This window comes from Streptomyces sp. NBC_00663, from assembly GCF_036226885.1.
Taxonomy (GTDB): domain Bacteria; phylum Actinomycetota; class Actinomycetes; order Streptomycetales; family Streptomycetaceae; genus Streptomyces.
This window is the reverse complement of the sequence record NZ_CP109027.1, coordinates 7063091-7085298: the sequence shown is the minus strand read 5'-3', so window position 1 is coordinate 7085298 and position 22208 is coordinate 7063091. Positions and strand designations below refer to the sequence as shown.

The 22208-nt window shown below is 71.7% G+C and carries 19 protein-coding genes; 4 read left to right on the top strand and 15 right to left on the bottom strand.

Going from position 1 to position 22208, the window contains the following annotated elements:
* Positions 1 to 10 precede the first annotated feature (10 nt).
* The 6 genes from OG866_RS32045 to OG866_RS32020 form a co-directional block, all read right to left on the bottom strand.
* Positions 11 to 358, bottom strand: coding sequence for a hypothetical protein (locus OG866_RS32045; protein ID WP_329340104.1), 348 nt, complete (start codon positions 356 to 358; stop codon positions 11 to 13).
* Between the two features lie 29 nt (positions 359 to 387).
* Positions 388 to 4110 carry a CHAT domain-containing protein gene (locus OG866_RS32040; RefSeq protein WP_329340102.1) on the bottom strand — a complete coding sequence of 1241 codons (3723 nt, stop codon included), beginning with the start codon at positions 4108 to 4110 and terminating at the stop codon, positions 388 to 390.
* Between the two features lie 116 nt (positions 4111 to 4226).
* Entirely contained in the window at positions 4227 to 5255 is a 1029-nt protein-coding gene (locus OG866_RS32035) for a 6-phosphofructokinase (protein WP_329340100.1), read from the bottom strand.
* A 109-nt stretch (positions 5256 to 5364) separates the two neighbouring features.
* Complete coding sequence (locus tag OG866_RS32030; protein ID WP_329340098.1) at positions 5365 to 6039, bottom strand: response regulator transcription factor; 675 nt, start codon at positions 6037 to 6039, stop codon at positions 5365 to 5367.
* Positions 6036 to 7250, bottom strand: coding sequence for a MacS family sensor histidine kinase (gene macS, locus OG866_RS32025; protein ID WP_329340097.1), 1215 nt, complete (start codon positions 7248 to 7250; stop codon positions 6036 to 6038). Before macS ends, OG866_RS32030 begins: the two co-directional genes overlap by 4 nt.
* Positions 7251 to 7288: 38 nt before the next feature.
* Positions 7289 to 8035: a lysophospholipid acyltransferase family protein gene (locus OG866_RS32020; protein ID WP_329340096.1), complete on the bottom strand. Its 747-nt coding sequence runs from the start codon at positions 8033 to 8035 to the stop codon at positions 7289 to 7291.
* 149 nt (positions 8036 to 8184) lie between these two features.
* Between OG866_RS32020 and OG866_RS32015 the strand changes: the two genes are divergently transcribed.
* Positions 8185 to 8967, top strand: a complete 783-nt coding sequence (locus OG866_RS32015) for an alpha/beta hydrolase (protein ID WP_329344400.1) — start codon at positions 8185 to 8187, stop codon at positions 8965 to 8967.
* A complete protein-coding gene (locus OG866_RS32010) occupies positions 8960 to 9598 on the top strand; it encodes a hypothetical protein (RefSeq protein WP_329340095.1) in 639 nt (212 codons plus the stop codon). Before OG866_RS32015 ends, OG866_RS32010 begins: the two co-directional genes overlap by 8 nt.
* Here OG866_RS32010 and OG866_RS32005 read toward each other — a convergent pair.
* The 6 genes from OG866_RS32005 to OG866_RS31980 form a co-directional block, all read right to left on the bottom strand.
* Positions 9595 to 10308: an endonuclease/exonuclease/phosphatase family protein gene (locus OG866_RS32005; protein ID WP_329340093.1), complete on the bottom strand. Its 714-nt coding sequence runs from the start codon at positions 10306 to 10308 to the stop codon at positions 9595 to 9597. The two genes, OG866_RS32010 and OG866_RS32005, sit on opposite strands and share 4 nt — an antisense overlap.
* A 116-nt stretch (positions 10309 to 10424) precedes the next feature.
* Positions 10425 to 11378, bottom strand: a complete 954-nt coding sequence (locus OG866_RS32000; RefSeq protein WP_329340091.1) for an ROK family glucokinase — start codon at positions 11376 to 11378, stop codon at positions 10425 to 10427.
* Positions 11379 to 11432: 54 nt separating this feature from the next.
* On the bottom strand, positions 11433 to 11906 hold the full coding sequence (locus OG866_RS31995; RefSeq protein ID WP_329340090.1) for a DUF5304 domain-containing protein: 474 nt from the start codon (positions 11904 to 11906) through the stop codon (positions 11433 to 11435).
* 57 nt (positions 11907 to 11963) lie between these two features.
* Positions 11964 to 13133, bottom strand: coding sequence for an ArsA family ATPase (locus tag OG866_RS31990; protein ID WP_329340088.1), 1170 nt, complete (start codon positions 13131 to 13133; stop codon positions 11964 to 11966).
* 34 nt (positions 13134 to 13167) lie between these two features.
* Positions 13168 to 13611 carry an SRPBCC family protein gene (locus tag OG866_RS31985; protein ID WP_329340086.1) on the bottom strand — a complete coding sequence of 148 codons (444 nt, stop codon included), beginning with the start codon at positions 13609 to 13611 and terminating at the stop codon, positions 13168 to 13170.
* 102 nt (positions 13612 to 13713) lie between these two features.
* Positions 13714 to 14511, bottom strand: a complete 798-nt coding sequence (locus tag OG866_RS31980; RefSeq protein WP_329340085.1) for a metallophosphoesterase family protein — start codon at positions 14509 to 14511, stop codon at positions 13714 to 13716.
* 324 nt (positions 14512 to 14835) lie between these two features.
* On the opposite strand from OG866_RS31980, the gene OG866_RS31975 reads away from it, so the two are divergent.
* Entirely contained in the window at positions 14836 to 16632 is a 1797-nt protein-coding gene (locus OG866_RS31975) for an AMP-dependent synthetase/ligase (RefSeq protein ID WP_329340083.1), read from the top strand.
* A gap of 19 nt (positions 16633 to 16651) precedes the next feature.
* Here OG866_RS31975 and OG866_RS31970 read toward each other — a convergent pair whose 3' ends face one another.
* Positions 16652 to 18238, bottom strand: coding sequence for a GMC oxidoreductase (locus OG866_RS31970; protein WP_329340079.1), 1587 nt, complete (start codon positions 18236 to 18238; stop codon positions 16652 to 16654).
* Between the two features lie 91 nt (positions 18239 to 18329).
* Complete coding sequence (locus OG866_RS31965) at positions 18330 to 19472, bottom strand: glycosyltransferase family 4 protein (protein ID WP_329344399.1); 1143 nt, start codon at positions 19470 to 19472, stop codon at positions 18330 to 18332.
* 142 nt (positions 19473 to 19614) lie between these two features.
* On the opposite strand from OG866_RS31965, the gene OG866_RS31960 reads away from it, so the two are divergent.
* A complete protein-coding gene (locus OG866_RS31960) occupies positions 19615 to 20862 on the top strand; it encodes a glycosyltransferase family 87 protein (protein WP_329340078.1) in 1248 nt (415 codons plus the stop codon).
* On the opposite strand, the gene OG866_RS31955 is transcribed toward OG866_RS31960, so the two are convergent.
* Positions 20811 to 22121, bottom strand: coding sequence for an MATE family efflux transporter (locus tag OG866_RS31955; protein WP_329340076.1), 1311 nt, complete (start codon positions 22119 to 22121; stop codon positions 20811 to 20813). The two genes, OG866_RS31960 and OG866_RS31955, sit on opposite strands and share 52 nt — an antisense overlap.
* Positions 22122 to 22208: the final 87 nt, after the last annotated feature.

Sequence of the window (22208 nt, the reverse complement as noted above, 5' to 3'; positions counted from 1 at the left end):
CGGCCGGTCCTCAGGCGTCCGGTACGAAGGTCAGGACGCGTTCGTGGACCAGGCACTCGGGTGGGCCGTGGCCGGCGTACCGCTTCTCCGTGCGGTGGCAGGCGCCGACGGGGCAGAGGTAGGTGCCGGGGACGGGTGGGCCGGGGGTGTCCGCGGCCCGGGTGGGGAGGCCCCCGCGGAGGTTCTGCCGGTCCAGAAGACCGAACCCGAGGCCGTCGAGGACCTCGTCGATGGCCGCCCCCTCGCGCAACCGTCGTACCGCCTGTTCAAGGGCCGCGCGCCGGGACCCGCTGAGGAGCCGGAAGGTCGCCAACTCCCGGCAGAATTCGGCGTGCAGATCACTGTCGGCTGGTTCCACGGGATCGATCGTAGAGCCGTCCACGCCCCTCACGCCCCCGAATGCGCATGCGCGGCCCAGCTCAACGGCTGTTGTGGCCACCGCTCCCGCACCTGCCGTACGGCGTGCCACAGGGCTCGCGCGGCAGGCGGTGCCCCCGGACCGGCGGTGGACAGCCGACCGTAGACCTGCGCGGCGATCTCCGCGGACGAGTCGTCGTCCACCCGCCACAGCGTGCCGATCACCTGGGAGAACCCGGCGAGTTGGAGGGAGCCCGCGAGATGCAGCGCCTCGTCGGGGAGGCGGGCGCCGCCGACGGCGGTCTCGCAGGCGGAGAGGTAGGCGAACTCGGCGGCGGGCAGGTGGAGTCGGGTGACGTCGAGGACGGACAGGGCGCCGTCGGGCAGCAACAGCCGCCCCTGGGACGGACGTTCCGGGTCCTGGACGCCGTGGCAGGCGAAGTGGACCCAGGGGTGGGCGTGCAGCGCGTTCCGCACGGCCTCGGCCCGTACTTCCTCCCCTCGCCACAGCACGCCGCCGGCAACCCGATGGGCCAGTTCGGCCTCCCTCAGGGCGCCCGGCAGCGGGGCCTGGCCGTCCAGTTCCGGCACGGCGACGATCAGCGGGTCTCGATCCGCGGGGCTGCTCCGGCCGCGCGCCCGCAGCAGGGCCGCGAGGCTCGGGGTGTACGAGGAGACGACCCGGTCGGGCACGGCGCCCGCGGCGTGCAGGGGCAGGAAGGTCAGCGGCCCGGAGGGGCACCACCACAGGCGGGGCGGCTCCTCGCCGGGCGGGGGCGGCCCGGTGATGCCGAGGGTGTCGAGGACCGGCTCGGCGATCGTGGTCCACAGCCAGTCGAGGAGGTCGGCGACGGACTGCTCGGCGAAGGCGCGGGCCAGTCCGGAACGGCCGGCCGCGGCGACCGCCTGGAACAGCAACTCGCTGCGTTCCCGGGCCTCTTGATGGGTGAGCCCGGGCAGCGGGCAGACGTTGAGGCCGGTGTCGTCGAGGAGCAGGGCGTGTCCGGTGCCCCGTCGGCCGACGGTGACGACGACGACCGGTCCGTGCGCGCCCGCGGACAGCAGCCGGCCGGCTCTGGGCGGGCGCAGGAAGTCGGCGAAGCCGGGGCGGGTCCGGATGTCCGCCAGGGTCTCCTGCCACTCGCGGGCCAGCCGGTGGCGGCGGTCGGCGCCGGAGGCGGAGAGGTCGTCGGTGGCTGTGGCGTGTTCGAGCTGTCGGCGCATCTCGCCGAAACGGTCGGCGAGTTCGGGGTGGGCGGCGGCCAGGTCGTCGGTGTCGGTGCGCAGTTCGAGGGCCTGGGCGGCGAGCAGGCCGCGGCCCGCTTCGAGCAGCTCCAGGGCGTCGTACGGCTTCCCGGCGGCCAGCGCGACCGTCGCGGCGAACGAACCCAACTCCGTTTCGCTGAGCGCCCGTTCGTGGTCGTCGCGGTCGCCGCCGCGCCACACCACCAGCGGCAGCGTGTCGATCGCGGTCCGCAACGCGCCGAGCGCCCGCTCCTCGTCCCCGACCTCATGGGCCACCTCGGCCAGCCGCACCGAGGCGGCGACGCTGTGGGCCGGGGGCATCGCGGGGTCGGCGGCCAGCTCGGCGTTGACGGTGAGCGCCTGGTCGCTGATCGCGTCGTAGCCCCCGTCCGCGCCGGCGATGTCCCGCAGCACCCAGGACACCGCGGCCAGACCGGCGCCGTGCAGCGGATGCCCGGCCGGTACGAGGCGTACGCACTTGCGGGCGGCGGCGAGGGCGATGTCGAGGTCCTCGCGGTCCCCGCTGTGCCGGTGGCGCTCGCGCAGGGCGTGGCCCAGGTTGCCGTACAACTGAGCGCGGTTCAGCGGATCGGCGGGCGGGTCGGCGAGGGCCGTCTCGTAGTGGCGTACGGCGGTCTCGGCGTCGTCGAGGCCGGCGCCGGGCTGCTGGAAGCGGGCGAGCAGGACACCGCCGAGCGCGGAGACCAGGTGGTGCCGGCCGTTGTGGCCGGGATCGATACCGGCGAGGGCGCGCTCCACCAGCCGCTGGGCCCGGTCGAGTTCGGCTCCGCCGGTGCCGCCCCGGTCCGCCTTCTGGCGGGCGTACGTGACCAGCAGGGTGGCCACATTGCCGAGGATGACCGGGGTCTCGGCCTCGAACTGCGGGATGTTCACGGCGAGTTCCTCGGCCACGGTGACCGCCTCGCGCAGCGCGGCGAGGTGTCCGGTGCGGGTGTGCCGCTCGGAGAGGCCCATGATCAGACTGCCCTTGATGCTGATCAGCTGCTCGGAGCCGGGTTCGTCCGGCAGCTCGTCCAAGCCCTCGCGGCTGAGGGCGATCGCCTCGTCGAGCACGGCGAGATCGCGGCCGAAGCGGTAGCGGTACACGAGCACGGCGGCGAGCATGCCCAGGGCCAGCGCCCGGTCGGTGGCGGAGCGGGCGAGGGAGAGGGCGCGACGGGCGGCGGCCTCGGCGGGGACGTGGTCGAACGCGGTCTCGCTGTCGGCGCGTATGAGGTACAGCCGGCAGAGGGCGCGGTGGGCCGGAGCGGTCTCGGCGTGCACGCCGCCGGGGGCGGTCAGCGGGGTCACCACGGCCAGGGCACGCTCGATCACCGCCTCGTCGCCGGTCTCCTGGAACTCGTGCACCGCGGCGGCGCTGTACGAACTCACCGCCTCGTGCGAGGGGTCCGGCCCGGCCAGGCCCTGCCCCATGAGGTCCAGGGCGCGGCGCCGGTCGGCGGTGTCGCCGCGCATCTGGTAGCGGTACTGAAGGTGCCGGCCGAGGTCGGCGGCGTAGCGCCGGGGCTGGGCGGCGTACAGCGTCTCGTAGATCTCCAGGGCCTCCTGGAGGATCTCCCGGTCCCGGCGGCGGGCGAAGCGCTGGGCCAGCAGTCCGGCGCAGGTCGGCTCCATCTGGTCGCGGATGATCCCGTAGTGGGGGTGCTTGCGGATCGCGCGCTGCAACTCCAGGGCGGCGTCGAGGAGTTCGACACTCCGCCTCTCATGGGCGGTGGCGGTCACATACGCGCCGGTGGCCGTCGCGGCGTACGCCAGCCAGTGCGGGCTCGCGGGGTCGGTCGCGGCGAGGGCGGCCCGGACGAGGTCGGGTACGTCGCCCATGGGGGAGGCGTCCCTGAGCCGGGAGCAGCGCTGCCCCAGCAACTGGGCGAGCCGGGTGGCCTCCTCGGCGCCGGAGGAGCCGGGTGCGCGGTGGTCGTAGGACGCGCGGGCGTGGGCGAGGGCCGTGTCCTCGTCGGCAACGTCACCGGTGTGCGCGAAGCGCTGTTCGGCGGCGCCCGAGACGACCCGGTGCAGCCCGCCGAGACGGGGGTCGTCGGGTGCCGAGCCGCTCAGGCACCGGGCGCCGCAGAGCAGGGCGGCGTCCGCGCACCAACGGCGCAGATGCTGCGGGGTGTGCTCGTCCCGGGCCAGCTCCGCGAACCGTGCGGTCAGTCGGCCCGCGGAGTTCACGTCGTCGGCGTCGAGCCGTACCGCCGGATCGACCAGGACGCGCAACGGGAGCGGCGTGAGGGCGGGTTGCAGCCGGTGGATCAGGGCGAGGGAGAGGATGATCACCGCGGTCTCGGGCGTGCTGTCGATCTTCGCGCCCCGGTCCCCACCCGACTTCCCGGCGGTCCGCAGCAGTTCGGCGAGGCCCAGCAGCTGATCGGGCGTCGGAGCCGGCGGCACACCGGCGTCCCGTAACGCGGGCCATACGGCGCCGAGTTGCTTCTCGTGCCGCTCCAGCAGCGCCCGTAACTCCCGCCCGCTCCACCATCCGACCATGCGGCCCTCCCCCGTCGCCCGCCGCTCCCGCCCCTCTCGTACCCGCGCCCACACGCGGCGAACGCCGCCACGGAAACCGCGGCGGCGCTCTCAGGCCGAGCAACGGACAGGGAAGGTCAGCCGAAGAACACCCCGACCTCCGCGTACAGCTCCGGGTCGACCGTCTTCAGTCTGGCCGTGGCGTCGGAGATCGGCACGCGCACGATGTCCGTGCCGCGCAGCGCGACCATCTTCCCGAAGTCGCCGTCCCGCACCGCCTCGATGGCGTGCAGTCCGAAGCGGGTGGCGAGCCAGCGGTCGAAGGCGCTGGGCGTGCCGCCCCGCTGGATGTGTCCGAGGACCGTCGTCCGGGCCTCCTTGCCGGTCCGCTTCTCGATCTCCTTGCCGAGCCATTCGCCGACCCCGGACAGGCGCACATGCCCGAAGGAGTCCAGCGACTCGTCCTTGAGGACCACGTCACCGTCCCTGGGCATGGCGCCCTCGGCGACGACGACGATCGGGGCGTAGGAGGCCTTGAAGCGGGAGGTGATCCAGGCGCACACCTGGTCCAGGTCGAAGCGCTGCTCGGGGATGAGGATGACGTTGGCGCCGCCGGCGAGGCCCGAGTGCAGGGCGATCCAGCCGGCGTGCCGGCCCATCACCTCGCAGACCAGGACGCGCATATGGGACTCGGCGGTGGTGTGGAGGCGGTCGATGGCCTCGGTGGCGATACCGACCGCGGTGTCGAAGCCGAAGGTGTAGTCGGTGGCGGACAGGTCGTTGTCGATGGTCTTCGGTACGCCGACGACGGGGACGCCGAACTCGTCGGTGAGCCGCGCGGCCACGCCCAGGGTGTCCTCGCCGCCGATCGCGATCATCGCGTCGACCTCCAGCTTGGCGAGGTTCTCCTTGATGCGCCGGATGCCGTTCTCCTGCTTCAGCGGATTGGTGCGCGAGGAGCCGAGGATGGTGCCGCCGCGGGGCAGGATGCCGCGCACGGCGGGGATGTCGAGGCGGACGCTGTCGCCCTCCAGGGGCCCACGCCAGCCGTCCCGGAAGCCGACGAAGTCATAGCCGTACTCCTGCACGCCCTTGCGGACGATGCCCCGGATGACGGCGTTGAGCCCGGGGCAGTCGCCGCCTCCGGTCAGTACTCCGACCCGCATGGAAATGTCCCTTCGCCGCGGTTGCCTGGTGAAGGCCACGCTAATGGTGATCCAGGTCACACAGGGATGGGCGGGACGGGCAATTCCGGTGAATCAGCGGTTCATTGGTTTACTCGTCGTCAAGTCCACGCTCTATGGCATACCTGACCAGCTCCACCCTGTTGTGCAGCTGGAGCTTGCCGAGGGTGTTCTGGACGTGGTTCTGGACCGTGCGGTGGGAGATGACCAGACGCTCGGCGATCTGCTTGTAGCTGAGGCCCTTGGCGACGAGGCGCAGCACCTCGGTCTCGCGGTCGGTGAGTTCGGGCGCCTTGGGCTGGTCGGCGTCGGCGGCGGGCGCGGGCTCGGAGGCGAGCCGGCGGTACTCGCCGAGGACCAGTCCGGCGAGGCCGGGGGTGAACACCGGGTCACCCACCGCCGTCCGGCGCACCGCGTCGAGCAGCTCCTCCGTGGACGCCGACTTCAGCAGATAGCCGGTCGCGCCCGACTTCACCGCCTCCAGCACGTCCGCGTGCTCGCCGCTGGCGGAGAGCACCAGGACCCGCAACGCCGGGTTGTGGCCGACGAGTTCCTTGCAGACCTGGACGCCGGGCTTGAGCGGCAGGTTCAGGTCGAGCACGAGCACATCGGGCCCGGCGGCCTTGGCGCGGCGCACCGCCTGGTCGCCGTCGCCCGCGGTGGCCACCACCTCGAAGCCGGACTCGCCCAGGTCGCGGGCGACCGCGTCGCGCCACATCGGATGGTCGTCGACCACCATCACCTTGATCGGGCCCTGGTCACTCATCGCTGTCCTGCCTTCCCCCGTGAAGCCTTGGGTATCTTCAGTTCGACCTCCGTGCCCTGCCCGGGCACCGAGATCAGTTCGGCGCTGCCGCCGAGGTCGCGCAACCGCCCCCGGATCGACTGGGCGACCCCCATCCGCCCCTCGCCCTCGGCCTGGGCGAGCCGCCCCTCGGGGATGCCGGGCCCGTCGTCCCGTACGGTCACGATCACCTCGTCGGGCTCGTCCTCGACCAGGATCCACGCGCACGCGTGCTCCCCCGCATGCTTGCGTACGTTGTCCAGGGTGGCCCCCACCGCGGCGGCCAGCTCCCTCGCGGCGGCCGGGGGCAGCTCCACCGGAGCACCGGGCTCGGCGAAGCTGACCTTGGCGGCGGCGAACGGGGCGAGCAGCGCGCGGAGATCGACGGGACCCTCGGCATCCGGCTCGTCGACGGCCCGTACGACCGCCCCCTGGGACACGTCCTCGGACGCCCAGGAGACCCGCGTCAGCCCGCCGGAGACCAGGGTGCGCAGCGCCACCTCCTGCTCGCCCGCCATCCGGCCCAGCTCCGCCGCCTCGCCGCCGAGGACCGCGCCGCGCCGCTGCACCATGGCCAGCACCTGGAGCACGCTGTCGTGGATGTCCCGGGCCAGCCGCTCCCGTTCCCGGGTCGCCGCCTCGATCTCCAGGGCGCGGGCGAGGGTGCGCTCGGAGGCGCGGGCGACCTCGACGACGTAGCCGATGGCGATGGAGGCGACCCAGACCAGGATCACGTTGTGGATGGTGTCCCGGGCCGGGGCGCCGCGCTCGATGAGGTTGGCGACGGCGACCGGCGTCGAGGCGAACGCGGCCCAGCGCCAGCCGCCCTTGATGGCGAATGCGAGGACCGAACCGGCGGTCCATATCGACGGCAGCGTGGAGCCGCCGCTGTCGATGTGCGCGTCGTTGACCACCAGCGGGGTGAGCACGATGCCGGTGAGCGCGACGGTCAGGTCCGCGGCGAGGAAGCGCTTGGTGCAGGCCGCCTCGTTCTGGACACGGGGCAGTGTGGCGAGCGTCCATCCGCACAGGACGACGAAGTAGCCGATGGCGATGCCCGGGCGGTCGTAGTCGTCGTACTGCGTGGCGAACAGGCCGACCGCGTACAGCATGGTCAGCACCCGGTAGCCGGTGAGCGCACGCCACAGCGGCAGCTCGACCGACATCCTCATGACACGCTCACGCCTGGCCATGTGTCCCCCACCCGTCCCCCACCGTCCCCGAGCGCCCGCTAGGACCCGGAGCGTTCCTTCTCGGCCTGCGCGAGGGCGGACTTCGCCGCCTTCTCCGCTTCCTTCTCGGCCTTGGCCGCCTCCGCGATCTGCCGCTTGGCGGCGGTCGCGTAGATGTCGACGTACTCCTGGCCGGAGAGCTTCATGATCTCGTACATGACCTCGTCGGTCACCGCGCGGAGCACGAACCGGTCGTGCTCCATGCCGTGGTACCGGCTGAAGTCCAGTGGCTTGCCGATGCGGATGCCCGGCCGCATGATCTTGGGCATCACCTTGCCCGGCGGCTGGATCTTCTCCGTGTCGATCATGGCAACCGGGATGACCGGCGCTCCGCTGGCGAGCGCCACGCGCGCGAGGCCGCCCGGCTTGCCCCGGTAGAGACGGCCGTCGGGCGAGCGCGTGCCCTCCGGGTAGATCCCGAACAGCTCACCGCGCTCCAGGACCTCTGTGCCGCTCTTGATCGCCGCCTCGCCCGCCCCGCGCCCGCCGGAGCGGTCCACGGGGAGCTGGCCGACCCCCTTGAAGAAGGCGGCCGTCAGCCGGCCCTTCACTCCGGGCGTGGTGAAGTACTCGGCCTTCGCGATGAAGGTGACCTTGCGGTCGAGGACCGCGGGCAGGAAGAAGGAGTCGGAGAAGGAGAGGTGGTTGCTCGCCAGGATCGCGGGGCCCTGGTCCGGAATGTTCTCGGCGCCCTCCACCCAGGGCCTGAAGGCGACCTTCAGCGGCCCTCCGATGGCGACCTTCATCGTTCCGTACAACAACCGAGTGCCTCCTGTGTCTGTCGATCAGACCTTAACCCGGAGCACCCTCAAAGGGCCCGACGACCCTGGTCGGTGTCAGTGCGGTCGCGTACGGTGAAGTTCCTGCAACCGACCCCATGAACAGGAGACCGAAGGTGCCGGTCCTCCCTGGAGCCGAGCCGTTCCGCCATGAGGGCGGAGAGACGGGTGTCCTCCTCTGCCACGGCTTCACCGGTTCCCCGCAGTCGCTGCGCCCCTGGGCGGAGCACCTCGCCGAGCGCGGTCTGACCGTGTCGCTGCCCCTGCTGCCGGGACACGGCACCCGGTGGGAGGACATGCAGCTGACGGGCTGGCAGGACTGGTACGCGGAGGTGGACCGCGAGCTGCGCGCCCTGCGTGAGCGCTGCGCCGACGTGTTCGTGGCCGGCCTGTCGATGGGCGGCGCGCTGGCGCTGCGGCTGGCGGCGAAGCACGGGGACGCGGTCCGGGGCGTCATGGTCGTCAACCCGGCGAACCGTATGCACGGCCTCGCGCCGTACGCCCTTCCGGTGGCGCGGCATCTCCTGCGGTCGACGCCGGGCATCGCCGACGACATCGCCAAGGAGGGCCGGCACGAACTGGGCTACGACCGGGTGCCGCTGCACGCCGCGCACTCCCTGCGGACCTTCTTCCGGCTGGTCGACGGCGAGCTGCCGCAGGTCACCCAGCCGCTGTTGCTGCTGCGCAGCGCCGAGGACCACGTCGTGCCGGCGGCGGACTCCGCGCGCGTGCTGAGCCGGGTGTCCTCGACGGACGTAACAGAGATCGTGCTGGAACAGAGCTACCACGTCGCGACGTTGGACCACGACGCGGAGCGGATCTTCGAGGAGAGCTCCGCGTTCATCGGCCGGCTCGCCGCCGGCACCGGCAGCAAGGAAGGGACGGCCGTACGTGGCTGAGTACGACTCGGACCGCGAGGACCGGGAGGACTGGGAGAACCGCGACGACCGTGAGGGTCTCGGCGCGGAGGAGCAGCACGTCCCCTTCGACGAGACCGCCGCCTGGGAGGCGATCGTCGCCGGGTACGGCGAGGAGCCGCCGGACCCGCCGGGCGCCAAGCCGTTCAAGTCGGTGGAGGACCTGGCGCTGCTGGAGCCGGAGACCAACGGCACCGACACCGACACCGACACGAAGGACGCCGCCGGCGCCGAGCAGCCGAAGGCGGACGAGAAGCCGGCGTCGGCCAAGCCGCTGGGCAGCTCCGTCGCCTTCGCACCCGGTGTCGGCCCGCGTGACTACACCGCGCCGGAGCCGGCCGAGGACGACTTCGACGAGGACGACGAGGGCCACTTCGTCCCGCCGGAGCCGCCGCCGCTGCCCGCCGCCGACACCACGGCCAGGTTCGCGTGGCTCGGGGTGCTGGGCGGCCCGCTGCTCCTCCTGCTGGCGGTACTGCTGCGCTGGGACATGACCTGGTGGCTCGCCACCATCGGGATCGGCGGCTTCCTGGGCGGGTTCGCGACGCTGGTGACGCGGATGCGGACGGACGAGGACGAGGACGAGGACCCCGGGCGGGGCGCGGTCGTCTAGCCGGCCGGGATCTTGAGGGTGGCCAGGACCGGAAGGTGGTCCGTGGCCGCCCTCAGGTCTGTCTCGGGGAGATCCGGCGGCACCCCGCAGCCGAGCACCTCGATGCCCTTCGTGGCGAAGATCGCGTCGATGCGCTGGTGGGGTTCGCTGTGCACCCAGGTGTGCTCGCCGCCGAGCGGGGCGGTCGCCCAGCAGTCCTGGAGGTTCTCGGCGAGGCGGTGGAACGTACGGCCGCCGGGGCGTTCGTTGAGGTCGCCGCCCGCGACGGCGTGCTCGACGCCCATGCCGGCGAGCCGGTCGAGGAGCATGCCCGCCTGCTCGTAGCGCTCGTCCTTCTGAAGGCTGAGGTGGCAGCTCAGGACGCCGACGCGGGAGTTGCCGAACCGGACGACGGCGGTCGCGAAGCCCCGGCGGTGCTGGCCGGGGGTGAGCGGGAGGAGGACGTCCTCGGTGCGCTCGACGGTGGCGCGGAGGTCGCAGAGGATCGCGGGGCCCGCGGCTGTGGCGCCGCCGGTGAGGATGACGAGGTCGGCCGCGCGGGCCAGGCGGGCGAGTTTCTTGCGCCAGCGGAAGAAGCGGGGGGCTTCTTGGACGAGGACGAGATCCGGCTCGCAGGCCTTGATGACTCTGGCGAGGGCGTTGGTGTCGTCGCGTAGGGAGCGGACGTTGTAGCTCAGGACTCGGACGAGGGTGGAATCGTCAGGTGCCATGGCGTTGATTTTTGCGCCTGACAGCTCGGGGCGCGAGGTATGTGCGCGAGTGCCGGTTCGATGTGGCTGGTCGCGCAGTTCCCCGCGCCCCTGAGGGACGTCACCCAGGCGCCTGTTTACATGATCGGGTCGGGTTCCCTGGCCAGGTCCGCGGCGCCGACCATCCCGGCCTTGTTGCCCAGCTGGGCGGCGATGACATCCGCCACCGGGCGCCAGTTGCCGCCGACCAGCCAGCGCTTGTACGACTTGCGGATCGGGTCGAGGACCAGTTCACCCTCGTCGGAGAGGCCGCCGCCGACGATGAAGGCGGACGGGTCGAAGAGGGAGGCGAGGTCGGCGAGGCCGGCGCCGGCCCAGCGGGCGAGCTCGCGGTAGGAGTCGACGGCGACCGGGTCGCCCTGCCGGGCGGCGACGGAGATGTGCTTGCCCTCGATGCCCTCGGGCGAACCGTCACCGAGGGCGAGCAGCACCTCGGCGCGCTCCGGGGTGGCGTTGGCGCGCTGCTTGGCGTACCGGACGAGGGCGCGGCCGGAGGCGTACTGCTCCCAGCAGCCCTGCGAACCGCAGCCGCACAGCAGCCCGTCCGGGACCATGCGGATGTGGCCGAACTCGGCGGCGACGCCGAAGTGGCCGCGGCGCAGCTTGTTGCCGATGATGATGCCGCCGCCGAGGCCGGTGCCGAGCGTGATGCAGATGACGTTGCGGTGGCCCTTGCCGGCGCCGAACTTGTACTCGCCCCACGCGGCCGCGTTGGCGTCGTTCTCCACGACGACGGGGAGGCCGACGCGGGCCTCGACCTTCTCCTTCAGCGGCTCGTTGCGCCAGTCGATGTTGGGCGCGAAGTAGACCTCCGAGCGCTGCCGGTTGACGTAACCGGCGGCTCCGATGCCCACGCCGACGATCTCGTGACCTGCGCGTGCGCCCTCGACGGCGGAGGCGATGGCGTCCACGATGCCCTCGGGCGTGCCCGGGGTCGGCACCTTGAAGGTCGAGAGGATGTTGCCTTCCTCATCGACCACGCCGGCCGCGATCTTCGTGCCGCCGATGTCGACGCCGATGGTGAGTCCCATGAATCCCTCAGTTTCGGTCGAGCCCCGCTACGGCCCACCGTACCCGAGGGCGCTCTAGTCCAGGTCGATGCGCTCCCCCGGACCAGGCTCCTCGCCGCCCTGTCCGGGCTTGGTGTCGCGAGCGGTCCAGCGCTGCTCCTGGGCCTGGACGGCGGAGCGGTAGGCGGCCAGCAGTTCGTTGCCCGCGGCTGCCAGGTGGTCGAAGACGTCCGGGTTGCGTTCGATGACGGGCTCGACGGCGGCCTTGGCCTGCTGGACGACCTGCTGCACCACCTGCTGGGCGGCCGGTCCGGCGACCGCCCCGAACAGCGGCGACTGGATCGAGGACAGCTTGTCGGTGACGGCGTCGACCAGCTTGCGCAGTTCCTCGGCGGCCGAGCCGGGTGGCGGACCGTAGTTGGCGCGGCGACGGGCCTTCTCCTCCGCGAGGTCCTCGGCGCACGCCGTCGCCCAGGCGTCGGCGTCGGTGGCCCGAACCTCGTCCACGGCCTCGTCGGCGGCGTCTGACGGCGGGAGCTGTTCGCTCATGACGGACTCCTGACTGCGGTTCGTCTCTCCGACGTTACCCGAACGGCCGTACCGGATTCACCGTGTCTGCGGCCATAGCTCCGGGTCCGGCGCGAACCGGACACACAGCTCCCCGTCCCGCAGCGCGGCCCCGGCGACGGTGCAGCGCCGCAGGGCGGACGGCAGCGGCACGATCCGCCGGAACTGCCCGGCGTTGACGACGAGTTCGTCGCCGCGCCGGATGAGGTCCAGCTCGTCCCGTATCGCGCCGGGCAGCGGCACGTGCCACACCAGCACGCCGTCCCCGGCCAGCCGGTCGGCGACCGGCCACTCGACACGGGAGGAGGTCTCCGGCGCACCGGGCGCACCGAGCCCTTCGAGGTCGTCGAGGCCACGCGGGTCCCGTCCGAGGTGGGCGATCTCCACGACCTCGGACGACTCCCGCCACCCCTCCAGCGTCTTGCGCTGCTGGGCGACGGGCCCGGCGAGCCAGCTGTCGGCGGGCGCGTCGGGGAGGACCCGGTTGGCGACCACGTGGTCGGGACGCAGCCCGCGCAGGGCGAGCCCGAGCGTGGCGTCGCGCACGGCGTCGGCGCCGGAAGGACCCGGCTCGGCGACGAGGCGTACGACGGTCTTCCCGTCGGCGATGACGGCCTCGACGGCGGCGAGTTCCATGTCCCAGCGCGCGGTGGTCTCGTACAGCCACTCCGACGGCATCGGCACCCCGGCCAGCCGCCCCAGCATCGGCCTGAGCGCCCGCGCCGCCTGCCGCTCGGGCGGCAGCAGCCGGCGCAGATAGCGGCGCAGTTCCTCGGGGAGGGCGAGGAGGGCGAGGGCCTGCGGGGTGGGCGGCAGGTCCACGACGAGGAGGTCGTGGCGCTCCGACAGGGCCGCGTCCCGCAGGGCACGCAGGAGGGTCAGCTCCTCGGCACCGGGGAGCGGGGTGACCTCTTCGGGGTCGAGGCGGGAGGCGCCGAGCAGGTCGAGGACGGAGGAGGCGCGCTCCTGGAAGCCGGCGAGGTCGTCCCGGAAACCGGCGGTGGCGTCCGGGCGCCAGGCGGTGAGCCCGTCCCGGACCTCGACCGGCGCCGGCCCGGTGGCCACGCCCAGGACCGCGCCGAGGCTGTCGGTCCGGTCGGCGCTCAGGAGGAGGGTCCGGTCACCCGCGCGGGCGGCGGCGACCGCGGTGGCGGCGGCAAGGGTCGTACGACCGCTGCCGCCGGGACCGGTGATCAGGAGGGTGCGCATGGGAGTGAACGGTAGATCGCCAGGCGGCGAATCCCTACTTCGCCCCCGATTCCACCCGCTTCTTCAGCCCGGCCAGCGCACGGTCGATGATGACCTTCTCGGCCTTGCGCTTGATCATCCCCAGCATCGGGATCTTGACATCGACGGTCAGGAGGTAGGTGACCTCGGTCGACCCGGTGCCGGCCGGCTTGAGGAGGTAGGACCCGTCCAGCTGGCGCAGCATCTGCGACTTCACCAGCGTCCAGGAGACCTCGTTCTCGCCGGTCCATGTGTAGCCGAGCACCTGGTCGTCCTTGATGGCGCCGGCGTCCATCACGAGCCGTACCTGCTCGGCCCGGCCCGCGGCGTCGGTCGCGAGGACCTCGGCCTGCTTGACCTCGCCGGTCCAGTCCGGGTAGCGGGCGAAGTCGGCGATCACCGCCATGACGTCGGCCGGTGCCGCCTCGATCGTGATGCTCGAGCTGGTGTGTTCCGCCATCGCCGTGGCTCCTCCAGATACGGGCCGGTAGGTCATGAAGCGTGCGCACGTGTGTGCAGCGTGAAGGCTACCGCGCACGTGGGGCCCGACTTCACCGACCGGTCACCATTCGAGCGCCCACGGCCTGCCACTCCCCGCGAAGTGCCCGACGTTGACGCACTCGGTCGACCCGATCCGCATGCGGCGGACGAGGGGCTGGTGGACATGGCCGAACAGCGCGTACCGGGGCCGGGTGCGCCGGATCGCGTCCAGCAGCGCCCGGCTCCCCCGCTCGAAGCGGCGCGCGACGGTGTCGTAGACCAGCTCCGGCACGTCCGGCGGGATGTGGGTGCACAGCACGTCCACCTCGCCGACCGCCTCGATCTTGGCCGCGTACTCCTCGTCGCTGATCTCGTACGGGGTGCGCATGGGGGTGCGCAGGCCGCCGCCGACGAAGCCGAAGGTCCGGCCGCCGATCTCCACCCGCTCGCCGTCGAGGACCGTCGTGCCCGGCCCGGCGTACTCCGGCCACAGGGGCGGCATGTCGACATTGCCGTAGGTGGCGTACGTCGGTGTCGGGAACGCGGCGAACATCTCGGCGTACTGCTTGCGTACGGCCTTCTCGATGGCGCTCGCCCGGTCCGTACCGATCCCGGCCCACAGGCGGGCGCCGAACTCGCGGGCCTCCTCGAAGCGGCGGGCGGTGCGCAGTTCGACGATGCGGTCGGCGTTCTCCGTGCCGAACAGGTCGGGGAAGATGCCGCGGGAGTGGTCGGCGTAGTCGAGGAAGAGGACCAGGTCACCCAGGCAGATCAGGGCGTCCGCGCCCTCGCCGGCGCGGGCCAGGTCACGGGCGTTGCCGTGCACGTCGCTGACCACATGTACGCGTGTCCTCCGGTTACCGGGCAGTGAGGGTGCCATGGCGATCAAGGGTAGGCGTGTGCGGCATACGTGAACAGTGGCGGCCGGACCTGCGGTTACTGGCTAGTCATCAAACGCCTCGACTACTGTGCGCTGAGAAAGAGCAATGAGAAACACCAATCCGTGTGACGCAGCGAACATCTCGCCGGGACCCCCTGTCGCAGACGCCATACCGGCGGGTAACGTCCGGGCAGTCCAGTCGTGCTCAGGATTTCAACTTGTGGCTGCAACCACTCAAGAAGTCCGAGCACCTGCCCGAGCCTTGGACCGCACCGTCGCATCGCACAACGTCGTGGCGCCGGCGCCTTATTAGGAGCAGCAGTCTTGCGCGAGTTCAGCCTTCCGGCTTTGTACGAGGTCCCTGCGGACGGCAATCTCACGGACATCGTCCGTAGAAACGCCGCGCAGCATCCCGACGTCGCCGTGATCGCCCGCAAGGTGGGCGGTGCCTGGCAGGACGTGACCGCCACGACCTTCCTGGCCGAGGTCCACGCCGCCGCCAAGGGGCTCATCGCCTCCGGCGTCCAGCCCGGTGACCGGGTCGGTCTGATGTCGCGCACCCGCTACGAGTGGACGCTGCTCGACTTCGCGATCTGGAGCGCGGGCGCGATCACCGTGCCGGTGTACGAGACCAGCTCGGCGGAGCAGGTCCAGTGGATCCTCTCCGACTCGGGCGCCACCGCCATCGTCGTCGAGCTGGACAGCCACACGGCCGCCGTCGAGTCGGTGCGCGACCAGCTGCCCGCGCTGAAGCACGTCTGGCAGATCGAGGGCGGCGGTGTCGAGGAGCTGGGCCGGCTCGGGCAGGACGTCACCGACGCCGCCGTCGAGGAGCGCAGCTCGCTCGCCAAGGCCGACGACCCGGCGACCATCGTCTACACGTCCGGCACGACCGGCCGCCCCAAGGGCTGTGTGCTGACCCACCGCAGCTTCTTCGCCGAGTGCGGCAACGTCGTCGAGCGGCTGCGCCCGCTGTTCCGCACCGGTGAGTGCTCGGTCCTGCTCTTCCTGCCGCTCGCGCATGTCTTCGGACGGCTCGTGCAGGTCGCGCCGATGATGGCGCCGATCAAGCTGGGCATGGTCCCGGACATCAAGAACCTCACCGACGAGCTGGCCTCGTTCCGGCCGACGCTGATCCTGGGCGTGCCGCGCGTCTTCGAGAAGGTCTACAACTCGGCGCGCGCCAAGGCGCAGGCCGACGGCAAGGGCAAGATCTTCGACAAGGCCGCCGACACCGCGATCGCGTACAGCAAGGCGCTGGACACCCCCTCGGGCCCGTCCCTCGGTCTGAAGATCAAACACAAGACCTTCGACAAGCTGGTCTACAGCAAGCTCCGCGCGGTCCTCGGCGGCAAGGGCGAGTACGCCATCTCCGGCGGCGCCCCGCTGGGCGAGCGGCTCGGCCACTTCTTCCGCGGCATCGGCTTCACGGTCCTGGAGGGCTACGGCCTGACCGAGTCCTGCGCGGCCACCGCCTTCAACCCCTGGGACCGGCAGAAGATCGGCACGGTCGGGCAGCCGCTGCCGGGCTCAGTGGTCCGCATCGCCGACGACGGCGAGGTGCTGCTGCACGGCGAGCACCTGTTCAAGGGCTACTGGAACAACGAGGCCGCGACCGCCGAGGCGCTGGCCGACGGCTGGTTCCACACCGGTGACATCGGCACCCTCGACGAGGACGGCTACCTCAGGATCACCGGCCGCAAGAAGGAGATCATCGTCACCGCGGGCGGCAAGAACGTCGCCCCGGCCGTGATCGAGGACCGTATCCGCGCCCACGCGCTGGTCGCGGAGTGCATGGTCGTCGGTGACGGGCGGCCCTTCGTGGGCGCGCTGGTCACCATCGACGAGGAGTTCCTGGGCCGTTGGGCCGACGAGCACGGCAAGCCCGCGGGTTCCACCGCGGCGTCGCTGGCCGGGGACGCGGACCTGAACGCTGCCATCCAGGCCGCGATCGACGACGGCAACGCCGCGGTGTCGAAGGCGGAATCGGTGCGGAAGTTCCGCATTCTGTCCTCCCCGTTCACGGAGGAGTCGGGCCACCTGACGCCGTCCCTGAAGCTCAAGCGCAACGTGGTGGCGAAGGACTACGCGGACGAGATCGAGGCGATCTACCAGAAGTAGCAAGCCTGCTGAAAGAGCGTCATGGCGCGGTGTCCTCCACGAGGACCCGCGCCATCGTCCGTTCCGCGAGCGCGGTGATCGTCACGAACGGGTTGACGCCGATCGATCCGGGCACCAGCGAGCCGTCGGTGACATACAGCTTCGAATACCCCTTCACGCGGCCGTAGTTGTCGGTGGCCTTGCCCAGCACGCAGCCGCCCAGCGGGTGGTAGGTGAAGTCGTCGGCGAAGACCTTGTTGGACGAGCCGAACAGGTCGTAGCGGTAGATCGTGGAGTTGGCCGAGTTGATGCGGTCGAAGAGCTTCTTGGCCATGCCCGAGGACACCGCGCTCTGGGCCGCGGTCCAGCCCAGCTTCACGCCGTCCGTGGCGCTGTCGTACGTGAACGCGGCCCGCGACGGGTTCTTGGTGATCGCCAGATAGAGGCTCACCCAGTGCTCCAGGCCCGTGGGTAAAGGAGCGATCTCGGCGAAGACCGGGTTGGCGGTGTTGGCCCAGTCGTCGATGCCCATGACCGGCATGGTCGACTGGTTGGCCCCGACCGTGTCCCACAGGTGGTTGGCCCGGCCGAGCATGGTGTTGCCGTTGGGTCCCCAGCCGGCGCCGACGCTCGCGTCCAGGGCGGGCAGGGTGCCGGTGTCCCGGGCGCGGACGAGGAGTTCGGTGGTGCCGAGGCTGCCGCCGCCGAGGAACAGGTAGGTGCAGCGGTACTGCTTGGTCTCGACGACCGTGCCGGCGTCGTTGATGCGGTCGGCGGTCAGGATGTACGAACCGTCGCCGGCCCGGCTGATGGCCCGCACCCGCTCCATGGTGGTGATGGTGACGTTCCCGGTGCCGAGCGCGGCGGCGAGATAGGTCTTGTCGAGGCTCTTCTTGCCGTGGTTGTTGCCGTAGATGACCTCCTGGGCGAGCGCCGACTTGGTCGCCGTACCGGCCGCCTCCTTCTGCATGTAGGCGAAGTCGTAGGTGCTGGGCACGAAGGTGGTCTTCAGGCCGGTGTTCTGGGCGTGCTTGCGGGAGATCCGCGAGAAGCGGTACCACTCCGTCGACTCGAACCAGGCCGGGTCGACGGTGTTGACGCCGAGCATGGAGTTGGCCCGCGGGAAGTAGGTGCCGTACATCTCGTCGGCGTCGACGGTCGGGAACTGCTCGGCGAAGTACGACTTCAGCGGGGTCACCGCCATACAGCCGTTCACCAGGGAGCCGCCGCCGACGCCGCGTCCCACGAACACGGACATGTTGGCGAAGCGCACCCGGTCCAGGACGCCGGGGTAGGGGCTGATGTCCTTGTTGACGACGTCCAGCCACAGGAAGGTGGCCAGCGGGGCCTCGGTGCGGGTGCGGAACCACATGGAACGCTGGTCCGGGTTGGCGGTGGAGCAGAAGACCTTGCCGTCGGAGCCGGCGGTGTTCCAGAGCCGGCCCATCTCGATCATGAGCGTGCGGATGCCGGCCTGACCGAGGCGGAGGGCGGCCACGGCGGCGCCGTAGCCCGAACCGACCACGATGGCCGGGGCGCTGTCGACGGCGGCCGGTTCCACGGCCGACGCCGACTCGAGACCGATGCGGGTGAGACCGGACGCGGCGGCGGTCTGGAGGGCCACCATGCCCAATATTTGACGTCTCGTCAGCTGACGTTGCATCAGTTTTGCTGTCATGCGCGCAGCATGTGCGGATTATTCGGTTCCGCCTAGACGGCTAGAGCAACGTCTTCAACTTTTCCGCCAGCAGGTCCCACCGCCACTTCTCCTCGACCCAGGCCCGCCCCCGATCCCCCATCCGCCGCCGCAGCTCGGCATCGCCCAGAAGGGCCACGATCCGCTCGGCCGAGTCCTCCACCGAGCCGCCCCGCACGACCCACCCGGTCTCCCCGTCGAGCACGGCGTCCGGCGCGCCCCCGGAGTCCCCGGCGACCACCGGCAGCCCGGTCGCGGAGGCCTCCAGGTACACGATCCCGAGCCCCTCCACATCGAGGCCGCCCCGCCGCGTGCGGCACGGCATCGCGAACACGTCCCCGGCCCCGTAGTGCGCGGGCAGCTCGGACCAGGGCACCGACCCGGTGAAGCGCACGGAGTCGGCGACACCGGTCTCGTGCGCCAGCTTGCGCAGCTCCCTCTCGTACGGCCCGCCACCCACGATCAGCAGCACGGCGTCGGGCTCTTTCAGGAGGATCCGCGGCATCGCCAGGATCAGCGTGTCCTGCCCCTTGCGCGGCACCAGCCGCGAGACGCACACCACCACCGGCCGGTCGGTGAGCCCGAGCCGCGCCCGCACCACCTCACCGCCCGACCCCGGGTGGAAGGTCTTCTCGTCCACGCCCGGCGGCAGCTGCACCATCCGCGCACCCGCCTCCGCCGTCAGCGCGCCGGCGATCCGCGACCGCGTGTACTCCCCGAGGTAGGTGATCGTGTCCGTGCCCTCCCCGATCCGGCGCAGCAACTGCCGCGCGGCGGGCAGCTGCGCCCACCCCGCCTCGTGCCCGTGGGTGGTGGCCACCAGCCGCTCGGCACCCGCCCTGCGCAGCGCGGGCGCCATCAGCCCGAGGGGTGCCGCCGCCCCGAACCACACCGAAGTACAGCCGTGTTCACGAAGGAGCCCGACCGCCGTACGCGTGGCCGCGGGCGTCGGCAGAAGCATCGTCGTACGGTCGCGTACGACGGTGAAGGGCTGCTCGGCGTCGAAGGCAGCCGTGGCCGCTACGCCCTCCCGGCCGCGTTTCCAGGTCGAGGCGTAGACCACGAGCCGCTCGGGATCGAGGCGCAGCGCCATGTTGTGCAGGAACGCCTGGATACCGCCCGGCCTGGGCGGGAAGTCGTTCGTGACGATCAGGGTCTTGGACATCGTCGTGTGCATCGCCGCAGACCCTACCCAACGCCCCCCTCACAGCCGGGCACGGCCACGTTTATGGCAACCTCACAGCAGGCCGGGACATCATGGCCATCTCAAAGACGGCAAAGACAGCAACGCGCGAACAGGGGCTCCGGTGGACATTGCGGGTGCGAGGCGGTCTCTGGCGGGACTGCTGGCGACCTGGGGCCTGACGAGGCTGCTGCTGCTCCTGTTCGTCCTCAAGGTGTACGTGTTCCCCGGCCCGGACGTGACCAGCGACGTGTCGGTGATCTACCAGGGCTGGAACGACGTGCTGCGCACCGGCGCCTTCCCGCAGGACGACGTCACCTGGCAGTACCCGCCGGCCGCCGCGCTGGCGATCCTCTCCCCCGCGCTGCTGCCGTTCCTGCCGTACGCGACGGCCTTCTTCGTCCTCGCCTTCCTGGCCGACCTGGTGGTCTTCTCCCTGCTGCTGTACGCGGGCCTGCGCCCCGGGCGGAGCCTGCGCGGGGTCTGGGTGTGGGTGGTGGGCGTCCCGCTGCTCGGACCGACCGTGTACGCCCGCTACGACGTGATGGTCACCGCCGTGGCCGTGGCCGCCCTGCTCGCGGGCGCCCGGCATCCCCGGGTGATGGGCGCCCTGGTCGGTTTCGGGGCGATGCTCAAGGTGTGGCCGGTGCTGCTGCTGGTGGCCGCCCGCAGGCGCGGTGTCTGGATGTCGGCGGCGGTCACCGCGGCCGGTCTCGCGGCGCTGTTCGCGGTGACCATGCCCGGTGCCTTCGCGTTCCTGACCTTCCAGGCCGACCGGGGCACCGAGGTGGAGTCGCTGGGCTCCCTGGTCTTCCATGTGGCCCGGCAGTACGGCTGGGACGGCCAGGTGCTGCTGAACTACGGCTCGGTGGAGTTCCTCGGCCCGTGGGTGAACGTCGTCAGCACGGCCGCGCTCGCCCTGACCGGCGTCGCCTTCGGCTGGCTGCTGCTGTGGCGGCTGGTGGCGACCCGGTTCGAGGCGCACACCACGGCGGACGCGGCGTTCGTGGCGGTGCTGCTGTTCACGACCACGAGCCGGGTGATCAGCCCGCAGTACATGGTGTGGCTGGTCGGCCTCGCGGCGGTCTGCCTGTGCTTCCGGGCGAGCCGGATGACGCTTCCCGCGCTGCTGGTCCTGGTGGCGTCCTTCGTGACGGTCCTCGAGTTCCCGGTCTACTTCGCGAACGTCGTCGCCAGCGACGGCCTGGGCGTCACCCTGCTCTTCCTCCGCAACGGCCTGCTCGTCATCGCGACCGTCCTGGCGGCCGTGAAGCTGTGGCGGGCCACGGTCAGCGTCCCCGTCGAGGACCTCGAGCCGGCTCACCCGGCGCGGGCCACCGAGGAGCCGTCGGAGACCTCGGTCGCCTCCTGACGCCGGGACCGGCCGAGCACCGCACCCACCACCGCGCACTGCACCGTCATGGCCAGCGCCATCGCCAGGCACACGCCCGGCAGCCCGAGCCCTGACAGGCCGTACGCCAACGGCAGTTGGACGGCCGTACCGAGCAGCGTCACCCGGAGCAGCACGGGCGCGCCCCCGCTTCCCTCGAAGACCCCGCCCAGCGCGATGAAGCAGGCCATCAGCAGCAGATAGGGCCCGGCACAGCGCAGGAACAGCACGCCCTCCCCGGCGACTCCCGCCCCGGCGCCGAAGGCGGCCATGATCCAGGGCGCGGTGACGGCGAACAGCACAGCGGCGGTCGCCCCGAAGGCTCCGGACACCAGCACCGCCTCCCGCCCGATCGCCCGTCTCTCGTCGCGCCCGGCGCCGAGCAGATGCGCGGTGTGGATCGAGGCGGCCTGCCGTACGGCGTAGAAGCCCATGGTGGCCACGTACAGGACCTTGTACGCGATGGCGTACGCGGCCACCGCCGTCACCCCGAGCCGCGCCACGATCGCGACCAGTACGAGCGCCCCGCCCTGCCGCACGGTGAAGTCGGCCGCCATGGGCAGCCCGGTGCGCAGCACCCGTCCGAAGGCGACCCCGGGCCCGGCGGACGCCCGCAGCAGCGCGTTCCGGCGCAGGGCGAGCAACCCCACCCCCAGGGCCACGCACCGGCACAGGACCGTCGAGGCGGCGGCGCCCTGGACGCCGTAGAGGTGAATCAGGAGCGGGTCGCAGACGAGGATCAGCCCGTTGGCGAGCAGTGCGAGCCGCATGGGGGTCCGGGTGTCCCCCGCACCCTTCAGGATCCCGTCGACCAGCTGCTGGGCGAAGAACACGGCGATGCCCGGCATCGATATCGCGAAGTACCCGACAGCGAGCGACAGCGGCGCGCCCCCGCCGAGGACCAGCCGCGCCAGCGGCTCCCGCAGCAGATACCCGCCCGCCACGACCACCGGCGTGACCAGCCCGAACACCGCCCAGCCCCCGCGCACGGCGGCCCGTACCGCCGCTGGGTCCCGCGCACCCCGGGCATGCGCGACCAGCACGGTCGTGCCCGAGCCGAAGACCAGGGCGACCCCCAGAAGCACGTTCTCGGCGTTCGTCGCCACGGCGACGGCCGCCACCGCCGCTCCGCCGAGCCGGGAGACCCAGACGGTGTTGATGATCCCGGCGGCGACGGAGGCGAGCAGCGAGAAGTAGACGGGGTGGGCGAGCGCGATGAGCCGGCGGCGATGACTGTCCACGAAAAGTGACCCCCTCGATTCGAGCTACCTCGAAACGAGATAGCTCGATAAGAGGTACCATGGCGTCACGACCACCACAAGGAGGAA